Consider the following 13053-nt stretch of genomic DNA (forward strand, 5'->3'; position numbering starts at 1 on the left):
TGATGGTGTGTTATCAGTATTCATTTCGCTTAGGGTTCTCTAAGTTAATCAATCTCTCAATATTTTTCATTGAGTCTTCACAGCGCTCTAATCGTTCTTTTGCTAACTGCCAAGCCTCTTCCGCTTTTTTCTTACTGTGGCGAGGCGCAGAATCAAACGCTAACTTTCGTGCTTGAACTAAATCGACTAACCGCTTTCGCCAATCTTGATGCTGTGCAAGTTCATTGTATAAATCGTTTAAACTTTTCCCTGATTTACTTTTTCTATCTAGACGCAAATCGTGATTCGCTAACTCTCGTTGAATCGCTGCAATCTGGTTGGTCAGTTTTTCAGTTAGGTAATTTGCTCGTGATGAAGTGAGTTGATTGGTGTCCTGTTCACGAATGATGGTGTTATAAGTCGCCTGAGTTTCAAGTGCATAAGGAAGCAGAATAGAGGAGCCACACTTAAACAAGGCTCGATCAAACAATGCTTGATGGTAAGCACCACGAGATTTATCGACCTGAGAGCAATGGCCAATCAAGGTGTCAATAACACTTTTTAGTTTTGAAAACTGATTCATGTTGCTTCCTGTTTGCTGGTAGCTATAAGTTTACAAACCACGCTTCGTAAGCCAGTTTAATTGCAAGAACACTGACCACAGTCACAAAGACAGGTCGTATAAACGTCGCACCAAAACGAATCGCAGAGTGTGCACCAACAAATGCCCCTGCCATTAAGCAAACACCCATGGTTAAACCAAGAACCCAATCAATATGACCCAAAATGGCGAAAGTTACCAAAGAAGTGAAGTTACTGGTAAAGTTCATTGCTTTAGCTAGGCCAGAAGCAAGTAAGATATTCAGGCGGTAAAGTGCCATAGAACTTACGGTCCAAAATGCGCCGGTTCCTGGGCCTGCAACACCATCGTAAAACCCAAGAATGAATCCTTGGTACTTTTGTTTTCTTTTAAGTACCGGACACGGTTTAGGAGACACATCGTGGCTCACGTCTGGAGTCTTGTGGAAAATGGTATAGACTGCCGCCGCTAAAATAATGAGCGGTAAGACTTTCTCTAACCATTCAGTACTGATTGCATCTACGGTTAATGTACCAATAGTCGCACCTATTAGCGTTGCTATAAATGCGTTGACCCAGCACTCGGGTTTAAATAATTTCTTACGGTAATACGTAAAAGCCGCTGTCGATGAGGCAAACGTCGCAGCGAGCTTATTGGTACCCAACGCAATGTGTGGTGGCAGGCCAAGTGATAACAAAGCGGGGACGGTTAACATCCCACCACCACCGGCGACAGCATCAATAAAGCCAGCTGCAAATGCAACCAGAGCAAGAATAACCAACATGGTTGGTTCAATCATTTCCATAAATAGCTAGTGTTCTCGTTGTCGGCTGGTCGTACAGCCACACGAATAATCGATGGATTAGTCATGTTGGGTTGTGAATGAAGGGCCTAGCGATAACTGGCCCATAACTACCTTAATGGTAGGAAAATTAGTAATTTATTGTTCTTTTAAAAGGCGGTAGCGAGTCGAGTAGGGACTTCCCGTATCGCTTCGTCACTATACGTCTATCAAGGATGGTGACTTTACCAGAATCTCGTTCTTTTCGCAGTAGCCGACCGACAGATTGAATAAGCTTTTTACTCGCATCTGGAACAGTAATCTGCATAAAGGGATTACCGCCACGTGATTCAATATATTCTGAATGTGCTTGTTCTACTGGGGAGGTTGGAACGCCAAAAGGAATCTTGGTAATAACTAGGTTTTCAAGAAGTGCTCCTGGTAGGTCAAGGCCTTCTGAAAAGCTGCCAGTCCCAAAAAGAACGCTTGTTTTACCTTGGTCTATGAGTTTTTTATGTTTTTTTAGGATTTCAGTGCGTGAAGTATCACCTTGAACCTGTAAAGCCCATGACTTTTTAACGAAATCTGTTGCCAAAGCTTCTGCAACTTTATTCATTTGCCAGTAAGAAGAGAATAGAACGAGATTGGCTTTGTTTTCTTCTATTATCTTAGGCAAAATTTCAATAAGATATTCGGTAAACTGAGGCGCTTGCGGTTCGTATTTCATAGCTGGAACGATCAGCTCTGCTTGATTCTGATAATCAAACGGTGACGCTAAAGCCAGAAATTGCACACCATCTTCCGCTTTTTGACTGATACCGGCTTGATGACTGAAGAAGCTGAAGGAATTTAGCGCTCTCATTGTCGCAGAAACTAAGACGGCTCCAACACAGCGGCTCCAAATCTGTTGGTCAAGTTGCCAGCCCACCTCTAATGGTGAAACATTCACGACGATATCGCCTTCACTCTCTTCGTTTAACTCAAGCCAACGCGCTAACGGCGCCCCCTTTTCTCGCTTAGGTTCCGCCATTAGGCGCCATACTTGCGCTAGATTCTCTGTCCTTTGTATATAGAAACCTATTTCAGCGAGTGCGGGCTCGGCTAATTTCGCTGAAAGTTCACCGTCTTTAACACGTTCAGCAATGAGGTCTGCAACTTTTGCGACGGCTTGACTCGCCTTTTGAGTGAGCTGCTTGAGATCTTTAGATTCACTTTCTAGCCATTCGGGTAGCTCGCCGTGCTCAAAACGAAACAACCCGTCTTCAAAATGGGCGGTGTCAAATTGTTTGTTTAGCTGATTCAGAGTGGGAATCAGCTGCTGTACTGAATCTTGCAGTTCATTTCTGAATCGATTAACGCGCTTTTCGTCCGCGAGGCCCGAAAGCTTGGTGATGGATTGATTTAAGCGCTCTAACCAAGATGCGGCGCCTTTTAAGCTCGCCGCTGCAGACGAGTGGTCTCTTGCTACGTGAGGTAAATGATGGGCCTCGTCGAAGATATAGATACTATTCTCAGGTTCTGGAAGAATAACTCCACCGCCTAGGTCTGCGTCAGCCATCACTAAACTGTGATTGGCGATAATCACGTCCGCTTTATCTAGCTCCGAGCGTGCTTTTTGGAAAGGGCAGTCTCTATGAGAAGGCATACTGTTATTACAGCTGTGCTTATCACTGACAATCATTTGCCAAATTATATTGTCGATTGGTTTCGGCCATGAGTCGCGGTCACCATCCCATTTGCCTTGAGCCAAACTACGGTACATGGTTTGAAGTTGTTCGGTATCCTTTTTCTTTGGTTTGGCGTCGAACATAGCCATTTGTCCACCATCAACTCCACAAGCAGCGGCTAACTTCTCGGCACAGCAATAACGCTGTCTACCTTTGGCGAGTATAAAAGAGAACTCTCTATCAGTAAGTCTTCTATATAGAGGGAGGTCTTTATTGACGAGTTGTTCTTGAAGTGCAACCGTCGCCGTTGAAATGACGATTTTTCGATTGTTGAGTACCGCAACAGGAATCGTCGCCATCAAATAAGCTAGTGATTTGCCAATCCCCGTTCCTGCCTCAGCAACAATCATGCGATTACTTTTGTGGTATTGCCCACAAAGTGTCTTTGCTATTTCTGCAACAAGGTAATTTTGAGCACGTCGAGGTACAAAGTTGTCCAACTGATCTTGGAGGTTTTGATAACTGGTGCGGATAGAGTTTTGAATTTTAGTAGTTAGCATACTGTGACCTACGTAACGGAGCGAGGATAGTAGCACATATCACTAGCCGGTACATTTACGGCAAAATAGCTCGCTTTTGAATCAAAGGTAGATCTCGTTCACAAAAAAAAACTGAACCATCAGGAACTTAACTATTTTATTTATCTTGTGAAATATAAATATTAAAAAAGACTGGCTATCAGGTGTAAAATTCTTATTTGGTGGTTTTGTTTTTGTTTTTATGGTTTTTAATACTGTATTTTTTGTTTTTATAGTTATTATATTTCCCAGTAAAACTAAGGATAAGTCACTCGTAAAACAATGAAAAAAAATGTAAGTGTTTGATTTTTAGCTGTTTATGTTTTTTTTGAGTGTTTTTTTAGTTTATTTGACACGCAGGATAATCTTTTGCAATCTAGACATCGAAATTTAGTGACAGTGGTTAGCCAACAAAGAGTGGTAATTACTAGTCACAAAAATAATAGGGAACCGGGCAAGGATCTCCCATTCTTAGAAAAGGCAGTGGATTTATTATGAAAAAGACTCTAATCGCATTAGCACTAGCGGGTATCTCAACTTCTACGCTAGCAGCAGGCAACATTTATGACGACGGCACTACAGCGTTCAACGTTAAAGGTGAAATCGATACTTACCTAAGTACTGGTGAAGCTACAATAAAAGAAACTGGTAAAGCTGACGTAAATGCTAAATCTGATCTTGATGTTGACCTGTGGGCAAAAATTCAGATCGATGCAACACATAAGCTGAGCGATAGCGTATCTGCATTCGGTTCTTTCGAAGTTGAAAACGGCAACGGTTTTGGCATTTGGGAAGGCAAGTTTGATGACGATAACTCTGTTTCTACAGATGACCTTTACTTCGGTTTCAACATTGGTGAGAACTTCGGTATCGCTGCTGGTGAAGTAGGTGACTTCGGTGACTCTCTAGACGCAGTAACACTAGACAACACTAACGAAGGCTTCGGCTACATGGATGACTTTGTTAGCTCTCTTGAGTCTGCTGGTCATGCGGTTTCAGCTAAGTACACAACTGGCGGTCTTAAGTTAATTGCTGATACTTACCTATCTTCAGACGAAGATGCAGACGTAGCATACGGTGTGTCTGCTGAATACACTTTCGACGAGATGTTCACTCTTGGCGCAACTTACCAAGATCAAGGTAACCGTGGAAATGGTACTGATTACAGTGTAATGGGTGCAAAAGCTGGTCTTACTCTAGGTAACTTCGGCGCAGCAGTGAACTACATCTTTGAAGATATCGATGGTGCTTCAGATCTAGACACAATTTCTGCAGCTCTAGATTACCAAATCGAAAAAGTACGTCTATACACGTCATTCGGCTTCACTGACGGTGACAACGATCAAGAGATTACTTACTACACTGTAGGTACTGATTACGCAGTTTCTAGCAACATCTCTGCATTCGTTGAATACTCTGATTACGAGAACAAAGTAGACAATGCCAACTTAGTTGAAGGTGATGCTGTTATCGCAGGTATGTACTACACATTCTAATCACTTGATATCAAGTTGAATGTAAACAAAGGTCGCATTTATGCGGCCTTTTTGATTATATAAGAAAGCTGTCAGTGTTATACCCAACTGAGCTTAAATCTCTGGCTAGTAAGCTATATTTTATGCATGGTGTTAGCGAGACCTTGAGGTTATTTGGGTATAAGACTTAATGATAAAAAAGGGTTAAATCATGAAACGTACTATTTGGACTTCGATTTTAATGGCGCTTTCCGCGTTGAGTGTCCCAAATGCATATGCAAACACCAATTCGTCCACCGAGCTAGATGCGTCTCAAGGAGTTGAAGTGTTATTTATCAATAGTCAAGATGCAAAACAGATGGATGAACCGTTTATGCTTGCTACGGGGTCGAATCAAATCGTGTTACGCATGAATACGATGTTGGGGCGAGGTGAACAGCGTGGCAACTTTACTTCAGCGCCTTATATCCTTACCTTGAATGTTAATGATGGCGAACTGGAAATCGACGGTCCGAAACTGAACGACGTACTTCAAGCAAGAAAAGTGTTTGAAGGCGATACGATTGACTGGAATGTGAGCCTCAATGGCAGCGATATAGATTACGACCAAATCAAAATGGTGGGGAAAAAGGGCATGCTCCCATATTCAAACCTTGACGAACAACTTGCGATTTATAACGCAGCCAATGGCATCAGCTTTGCGGGTAATGTCATTGCACCTGTTGCCGCTGCAAGTTTAGTAAACGGTAAGCAACAAGCAGCTAAGTCTGTAGGCCAAGATAGCTTAGAAATGCAAAAAGCAAAAATGTCGTATTTGAAATTGTCGCCAACTGAGCGTAAATCACTCCGTAAATGGTTGGTTGATCAGCAGTAAACGAACTCAATCAACGTTGATGACTGTTTTTGGGAAGCGAAGCCAGGAGCACTAGCTGCTGGCTTTACTCGTTCAAGCGGTTAAAGCTTTACCTCTCTCCACTCACCAGGCTGAAGCTCACCGACGTTCATATTACCCATCGAATAACGAATGAGGCGTAGAGTAGGGAAGCCTATATTGGCTGTCATACGCCTTACCTGACGGTTACGTCCTTCAATGATAGTCATCGCTATCCATGTAGTTGGTATTGCAGCTCTAAACCTAACTGGAGGGGTTCTTTCCCAAACCTCTGGCTCTGGCATTATTTCTACTCTTGCTGGCAGTGTCATACCGTCTTTTAGCTCGACACCTTTTCTCAATTTATCTAAATCTTCCTCAGAGGGGCTTCCTTCAACCTGCACCCAATAAGTCTTTGGTGACTTTGAGTTGGGCTGAGTTAGTTTAGCTTGAAAGATGCCATCATTGGTTAAGACCATTAATCCTTCGCTGTCGCGGTCAAGTCGTCCTGCAGCATAAACATCTTTAATTGGTATAAAATCAGCCAACGTTTTTCTGCCTTCACCATCGGTGAACTGGCTGAGAGTATCAAAAGGCTTGTTAAACAGAATCACTTTTCGCTCTTCCAATGTTACCTTTGGTTTTGTACTCATAGGTTTGCTCTTGTAACGGTGTTTACTTGAGTGAGGTCTTTTATGTGTATTGCCAGTGCTATTTTTATCACTGCTTCGGTTCTGCCTATTACCGCTTTGTTTTAATGTTGCGCCAGAACGAGTTGGTTTGTCTGAGCGAGATGCGCTGAGTGAGCGAGTAGACATGTTAACTACCTTGCAAAAATGTAAATGAAGTGTGCTGAAAAGTTTTCACTGAAACGGAATTGAGCTATCATTTGCGCGCCTAAAAGACACAAAATAGAACAAGTTGATGGACTCTTAAGCCTGATTTGTTTAATTATACCTTCGTGTTTTATTATAACAACGCACTCACGGATTTGGTTCATGCTGTCATCAAGATAGCATGAGGAATAAGATAGAGTACGACTACCAAGTAAGCAGTTTTCACTCTCAGAGTCGCTTATTGGTCAATTTATAACATTCTCACTACTTTAGGTGAGCTTGTAAGAACTATAGGGAAATTTCATGCCTACTGAAAAACCAACTATCATCTATACCATCACAGACGAAGCTCCGGCACTAGCAACTTACTCTCTGCTGCCAATCATTCAATCTTTTACGGCTTCTTCTGGTATTGACGTTGATACTCGCGATATTTCACTTGCAGGGCGCATTATTGCCAACTTCCCTGACTACTTGAATGAAGAGCAGCGTATAGGTGATGCATTAGCCGAGCTAGGTGAGCTGGCTAAGACACCAGAAGCGAACATCATTAAGCTTCCAAATATTTCAGCATCTGTACCTCAACTTCAAGCAACGATCAAAGAGCTACAGTCAAAAGGTTACGCACTTCCTAATTACCCTGAGGAAGCGAATACTGATGAAGAAAAAGCAGTAAAGGCGACTTACGACAAGATTAAAGGCAGTGCAGTAAACCCAGTACTACGTGAAGGTAACTCTGACCGTCGTGCTCCACTTTCTGTTAAGAACTATGCGAAGAAAAACCCACACTCTATGGGCGCTTGGTCTGCAGACTCTAAGTCACATGTTTCAAGCATGGACGACAAAGACTTCTTCGGTAGTGAAAAGTCAGTGACCATTGAGGGTGCTACTCAAGTAAGCATTGAGTTTGTCGGTAAAGACGGTTCTAAGAAAACGCTTAAGCCAGCTTTCGCATTGCAAGATAAAGAGATCATCGATGCATCGGTAATGAACAAAGCTGCTTTGGTTGCGTTCTTTGAAAAAGAGATCGCATCGGCTAAAGAGCAAGGTGTACTGCTTTCACTTCACATGAAAGCGACGATGATGAAAGTCTCTGATCCAGTGATTTTTGGTCACGCGGTTAAGGTTTACTACAAAGACGTATTCGCTAAGCACGGCCAACTATTTGAAGAGTTAGGTGTTGATGTTAATAACGGCATCGGTGATGTATATGCGAAAATTGCTGAGCTTCCTCAAGCGCAGAAAGAAGCAATAGAAGCTGACTTACAAGCGGTATACGAGACTCAGCCTCCACTAGCTATGGTTGATTCGGACCGTGGTATTACTAACCTACACGTACCAAGCGATATCATTGTTGATGCATCTATGCCTGCAATGCTGCGTTCTTCAGGTCAAATGTGGGACCCAGAAGGTAAGCAAAAAGATACGAAAGCAATGATCCCAGATCGTAGCTATGCGAGTATCTACCAAGCGGTTATTGATTTCTGTAAAGAGAACGGTGCTTTTGACCCTACGACTATGGGGAGCGTACCAAACGTTGGTTTGATGGCTCAAAAAGCGGAAGAGTATGGTTCTCATGATAAAACTTTCATTCTTGAAGCTGCTGGTCAGGTTCAAGTTGTTGACGCTTCAGGCTCAGTGCTTTTGGAGCAAGACGTAGAGGAAGGCGATATCTTCCGTATGTGTCAGGTTAAAGATGCGCCGATTCAAGACTGGGTTAAACTGGCGGTAACTCGTGCTCGAGCTTCGGGTGTTCCAGCTATATTCTGGCTAGATGAGTCTCGTGCGCACGACGCTCAGCTTATTAAGAAAGTTGAAACGTACCTTTCTGAATACGATACTGATGGTCTTGAAATTAAGATCCTTGCTCCACTTGAAGCAACTCAATATTCATTGGCTCGTATTAAAGAAGGCCTAGATACGATTTCAGTTACAGGTAACGTTTTACGTGATTACCTAACTGACTTGTTCCCAATTCTAGAGCTTGGTACATCAGCTAAGATGCTATCAATTGTTCCGCTAATGAACGGTGGTGGTTTGTTTGAAACAGGTGCTGGCGGCTCGGCTCCTAAGCACGTGCAGCAAGTAGAGAAAGAAAACCATCTTCGCTGGGATTCTCTAGGTGAATTCTTAGCATTAGCGGCGTCATTAGAGCACCTAAGCGTAGTGACAGGGAATGCTAAAGCGCAAGTTCTAGCTGATGCACTTGATAAAGCGACGGGCGAATTCCTAGATCATAATAAGTCACCTTCACGTAAAGTGGGTGAGCTTGATAACCGTGGTAGCCACTACTACCTAGCTGCATACTGGGCTAAAGCACTTGCTGAACAAACTGTTGATGCTGATTTAGCAGCAGAGTTTGCTAGTGTGGCGCATCAACTGACGGAAAACGAAGAAGCGATTGTTGCCGAGCTAAACAACGCTCAAGGTGTAGCTGGTGACTTAGGTGGTTACTACCTACTTGACGACGCATTGGTTTCAACTCTAATGCGCCCAAGTTCAACGCTAAACGCATTTATTGATGCATAGTGATTGTACTCATAACTATCAAGTCATAAACATGGTTTGATAGTTATCTTTTAGTCAAGTAAGAAATGTATTTCCTGACTAAATCAAAATTGAAGACGCTTTAATGAAACCGTTAAAGCGTTTTTTACTTGATGTCTATTGTTCGAAAAAAATGTTCGAAAAAAAACGCCCATTTAAGACTGTATGACAGTGCTAAATGAGCGCTTACTGTGTAACTTAGTCGTTTTTAACTAGGACTAATGAACGTAAACATGTGTTGGCAGTCAACCTATTTACTGGCGTTACCTTCTACAGGAACAACAGAGCTAGCATGCGATCCTTTAGGTCCACTTTCTACTTCATAGTCGACCTGCTGACCAGCCTTTAAGGTTCGATAACCTTCCATTTGTATTGTGGAGTAGTGCGCGAAAATATCGCCGTCTTCACCTTCCGGACAAATAAAACCAAACCCTTTGGCGTTGTTAAACCATTTTACTGTACCTGTAGCCATGCTATACATCCCTCATGCATTTTATTACTAACGTTGTTATATCAATTTTTGTAAGTGAGATTGATATCATTCTGATCAGCGAAAGAACTTCAGCTGATAGCTTGAACCTCGTACATTGCTTACGGAAATTAACGCTACCCTGCGTAACTATTCCTTATTGTTAATTTTTAAAGCGTGTTGCTGATTTTAAATCATGTTGCAAAAATGTATTAAAAACCTTTTAGCTCCAATGTAGCTAATGATTGAGCACAGTCAATAGTAAATTGGTATAAAATTGATCAATTTTAATAACAAATCACATTCGAGATTAACTGCAAACTATTAACTAAATAGTAACTTAGTGGCGGTTTTATTGTCAGAGTCAATAGTTGTGGTGTCTTTTTAATCAATCACATATGTTAACCCTGTTAATCGAGATCTTTTATTTGCAGCTATGGAAATGGTGGATTAGGCTCAGTATAGAGGAATATTTTTTGGCCCTGTTTCTTGGTGCAGTTTCTTAGTACACCATAAAGCGTGAATATGATAGATTTGAGTGAGCTAAACATTCACGATTTCCGGAAAATAACCCTTAGCAAAACTGATATGAGCAGAAACTTTGAATGGGCATCTCCAGGCTCAGATCTACTGGAGAAAGAGACAACTAAAGTAAAGCCACCGGCAATGTATAACGTTATATTGAATAACGATGATTACACGCCTATGGACTTTGTAATCGAGATACTAGAGCGATTTTTCTCACTAGATATCGAAAAAGCAACGGAAGTGATGCTCAAGGTTCATTATGAAGGTAAAGCTATATGCGGCACATTCAGTGCTGAAATAGCGGAAACAAAGGTAGCTCAGGTAACGATGTATTCAAAGGAAAATGAGCATCCGCTACTATGTACAATGGAGCAAGTATAAATTGCTCGAACAACACTGTTGTTCACTTAGGAGGTACTTATGCTAAATAAAGAATTAGAGACGAGTTTAAATGGTGCATTTGCTCGTGCACGAGACAAGCGGCATGAATTTATGACTGTCGAACACCTCCTACTAGCATTATTAGAAAATGATGCGGCCAAGGAAGCGCTACAAGCTTGTCAGGCTGATCTCGACGCTCTTCGCAACGAGCTCGATATTTTTATCGATCAAACAACCCCACTGATTCCAGAGAGCGATGAGACTCGTGAAACGCAGCCTACACTGAGCTTTCAACGAGTGCTCCAACGCGCTGTTTTTCATGTCCAATCTTCAGGTCGCAGTGAAGTAACAGGTGCTAATGTACTTGTGGCTATTTTCAGTGAGCAAGAATCTCACGCGGCATATTTACTCAAGAAAAACGACATTAGTCGCTTAGATATTGTTAATTTTATTTCTCATGGTATTACCAAGGTCAATAACGAAGGTGACAGCTCATCATCGTCTGCTTCATTTGGTGGTACAGAGAGTGCAGAAGAAGCTAATTCTGAAGACCGTCTAGAAAACTTTGCCACCAACCTTAACGAAGTGGCGAAGCAAGGTAACATTGATCCACTTATCGGGCGTGATAAAGAGCTTGAACGTACAATTCAAGTACTATGTCGCCGTCGTAAGAATAACCCTTTGTTGGTGGGTGAAGCTGGTGTAGGTAAAACCGCCATTGCTGAAGGCCTTGCATGGCGTATTGTTGAAGGACAAGTACCTGAAATTATTCAGAGCAGTGTGATTTATTCTTTAGATATTGGTTCACTTCTAGCTGGGACTAAATATCGTGGTGATTTTGAGAAACGTTTCAAAGCAATTCTTAAGCAACTAGAGAAAGAAGAAGACGCGATTCTGTTTATCGACGAAATTCACACAATTATTGGTGCGGGTGCGGCATCTGGCGGTCAAGTTGATGCGGCAAATCTAATCAAGCCGCTATTAAGCAGTGGCAAGTTACGTTGCATCGGCTCAACAACATACCAAGAGTACAGCAGTATTTTTGAGAAGGAGCGTGCGCTATCTCGTCGTTTCCAGAAAATCGATATTGTTGAACCGTCATTAGATGATACGACTAAGATTCTGATTGGCCTGAAGCCAAAATACGAAGCTCACCACGAAGTGCGTTATACCAATAAAGCGTTGCGTGCCGCTGTGGAGCTGTCAGCTAAATACATTAATGAACGCCACCTTCCTGATAAGGCGATTGACGTTATTGATGAAGCTGGCGCTCGTAGCCGTCTGGCTCCTGCAAGCCGTCGTAAGAAGACGGTAAGTGTGGCTGATATCGAGTCAATGGTGGCGAAGATGGCGCGTATTCCTGAGAAATCAGTATCGTCTTCAGACAAAGATACGTTGCAGAAACTGGATCGACGCATGAAAATGTTGGTATTCGGACAAGACCCTGCGATCGATGTATTGAGCGAAGCGATCAAGCTAACTCGTGCAGGACTAGGTGCTGACAATAAACCGGTTGGTTCATTCCTATTTGCTGGTCCTACTGGTGTGGGTAAAACCGAGGTTACGGTTCAACTGTCTAAACTGATGGGTATTGAACTGCTGCGCTTTGATATGTCTGAGTACGGTGAGCGTCACTCGGTTAGCCGCTTGATCGGTGCGCCTCCAGGTTACGTTGGTTATGACCAAGGTGGTCTACTGACTGACGCGGTAATCAAGAACCCACACTCTGTTGTGTTACTTGATGAGATCGAAAAGGCTCACCCAGATATCTTCAACCTGTTACTGCAGGTGATGGATAACGGTACACTAACTGATAACAACGGTCGCAAAGCGGATTTCCGTAACGTTATCTTAGTGATGACAACAAACGCTGGTGTGGCTGAAACCGAGAAGAAATCGATCGGCCTGATCCAACAAGATCATGCGCCAGATGCGATGGGCGAAATCAAGAAGGTGTTTACTCCTGAGTTCCGTAACCGTCTTGATAATATCATTTGGTTCAACAGCCTTGATCCAAGTGTGATTAGCCAAGTTGTTGATAAGTTCATTGTTGAGCTTCAGGTTCAACTGGACGCTCGTGGCGTGTCTTTAGAGGTTTCTGAGGATGCACGTCATTGGTTAGCTGATAAAGGCTATGACAAGACCATGGGTGCTCGTCCAATGGGACGTGTGATTCAAGAGAAGCTTAAGAAACCACTTGCTAACGAGTTACTGTTCGGTAGCTTGGTTGATGGCGGTACGGTTAAAGTATCCCTGAAAAAAGACGAATTGGATTTCATCTATGTTGGTGCTAAAGAAGAGGTTATGCATTAAGCATTATTTCTTAATGGTTTAACTTTCTAGCGGCTTAGGCCTCAATGA

The 13053-nt window shown here is 42.6% G+C and carries 10 protein-coding genes; 5 read left to right on the forward strand and 5 right to left on the reverse strand.

The features are described 5' to 3' along the window. Positions 1-13: 13 nt before the first annotated feature. The 3 genes from ACED48_RS19725 to dinG form a co-directional block, all read right to left on the reverse strand. Positions 14-562: a primosomal replication protein gene (locus ACED48_RS19725; protein WP_017055022.1), complete on the reverse strand. Its 549-nt coding sequence runs from the start codon at positions 560-562 to the stop codon at positions 14-16. Between the two features lie 22 nt (positions 563-584). Further along, positions 585-1364: a TSUP family transporter gene (locus ACED48_RS19730; RefSeq protein ID WP_017055023.1), complete on the reverse strand. Its 780-nt coding sequence runs from the start codon at positions 1362-1364 to the stop codon at positions 585-587. Between the two features lie 127 nt (positions 1365-1491). Further along, a complete protein-coding gene (gene dinG / locus ACED48_RS19735) occupies positions 1492-3567 on the reverse strand; it encodes an ATP-dependent DNA helicase DinG (RefSeq protein ID WP_017055024.1) in 2076 nt (691 codons plus the stop codon). A gap of 512 nt (positions 3568-4079) precedes the next feature. Between dinG and ACED48_RS19740 the strand changes: the two genes are divergently transcribed. Both ACED48_RS19740 and ACED48_RS19745 read left to right on the forward strand, forming a co-directional pair. Continuing rightward, complete coding sequence (locus ACED48_RS19740) at positions 4080-5081, forward strand: porin (RefSeq protein WP_017055025.1); 1002 nt, start codon at positions 4080-4082, stop codon at positions 5079-5081. Between the two features lie 190 nt (positions 5082-5271). Then, positions 5272-5934, forward strand: a complete 663-nt coding sequence (locus tag ACED48_RS19745; protein ID WP_017055026.1) for a DUF2057 family protein — start codon at positions 5272-5274, stop codon at positions 5932-5934. An 80-nt stretch (positions 5935-6014) separates the two neighbouring features. On the opposite strand, the gene ACED48_RS19750 is transcribed toward ACED48_RS19745, so the two are convergent. Further along, complete coding sequence (locus ACED48_RS19750) at positions 6015-6749, reverse strand: pseudouridine synthase (protein WP_017055027.1); 735 nt, start codon at positions 6747-6749, stop codon at positions 6015-6017. 321 nt (positions 6750-7070) lie between these two features. Between ACED48_RS19750 and ACED48_RS19755 the strand changes: the two genes are divergently transcribed. Next, a complete protein-coding gene (locus ACED48_RS19755; RefSeq protein ID WP_017055028.1) occupies positions 7071-9296 on the forward strand; it encodes an NADP-dependent isocitrate dehydrogenase in 2226 nt (741 codons plus the stop codon). A 268-nt stretch (positions 9297-9564) separates the two neighbouring features. On the opposite strand, the gene cspD is transcribed toward ACED48_RS19755, so the two are convergent. Further along, positions 9565-9786 carry a cold shock domain-containing protein CspD gene (cspD, locus tag ACED48_RS19760; RefSeq protein ID WP_017055029.1) on the reverse strand — a complete coding sequence of 74 codons (222 nt, stop codon included), beginning with the start codon at positions 9784-9786 and terminating at the stop codon, positions 9565-9567. A 585-nt stretch (positions 9787-10371) separates the two neighbouring features. On the opposite strand from cspD, the gene clpS reads away from it, so the two are divergent. Beyond that, positions 10372-10692, forward strand: a complete 321-nt coding sequence (gene clpS, locus ACED48_RS19765) for an ATP-dependent Clp protease adapter ClpS (protein ID WP_029626771.1) — start codon at positions 10372-10374, stop codon at positions 10690-10692. Positions 10693-10731: 39 nt separating this feature from the next. Next, positions 10732-13005, forward strand: coding sequence for an ATP-dependent Clp protease ATP-binding subunit ClpA (gene clpA / locus ACED48_RS19770; RefSeq protein ID WP_017055031.1), 2274 nt, complete (start codon positions 10732-10734; stop codon positions 13003-13005). The last annotated feature ends 48 nt before the right edge of the window (positions 13006-13053 follow it).

This window comes from Vibrio sp. 5S239 (assembly GCF_041439575.1).
GTDB classification, from domain to species: domain Bacteria; phylum Pseudomonadota; class Gammaproteobacteria; order Enterobacterales; family Vibrionaceae; genus Vibrio; species Vibrio kanaloae.

Coding starts and splice junctions, on each gene's coding strand:
- clpA (WP_017055031.1), top strand. CDS start 10,732: ATGCTAAATAAAGAATTAGAGACGAGTTTAAATGGTGCATTTGCTCGT.
- dinG (WP_017055024.1), bottom strand. CDS start 3,567: ATGCTAACTACTAAAATTCAAAACTCTATCCGCACCAGTTATCAAAAC.
- ACED48_RS19740 (WP_017055025.1), top strand. CDS start 4,080: ATGAAAAAGACTCTAATCGCATTAGCACTAGCGGGTATCTCAACTTCT.
- clpS (WP_029626771.1), top strand. CDS start 10,372: ATGAGCAGAAACTTTGAATGGGCATCTCCAGGCTCAGATCTACTGGAG.
- cspD (WP_017055029.1), bottom strand. CDS start 9,786: ATGGCTACAGGTACAGTAAAATGGTTTAACAACGCCAAAGGGTTTGGT.
- ACED48_RS19730 (WP_017055023.1), bottom strand. CDS start 1,364: ATGGAAATGATTGAACCAACCATGTTGGTTATTCTTGCTCTGGTTGCA.
- ACED48_RS19725 (WP_017055022.1), bottom strand. CDS start 562: ATGAATCAGTTTTCAAAACTAAAAAGTGTTATTGACACCTTGATTGGC.
- ACED48_RS19745 (WP_017055026.1), top strand. CDS start 5,272: ATGAAACGTACTATTTGGACTTCGATTTTAATGGCGCTTTCCGCGTTG.
- ACED48_RS19755 (WP_017055028.1), top strand. CDS start 7,071: ATGCCTACTGAAAAACCAACTATCATCTATACCATCACAGACGAAGCT.
- ACED48_RS19750 (WP_017055027.1), bottom strand. CDS start 6,749: ATGTCTACTCGCTCACTCAGCGCATCTCGCTCAGACAAACCAACTCGT.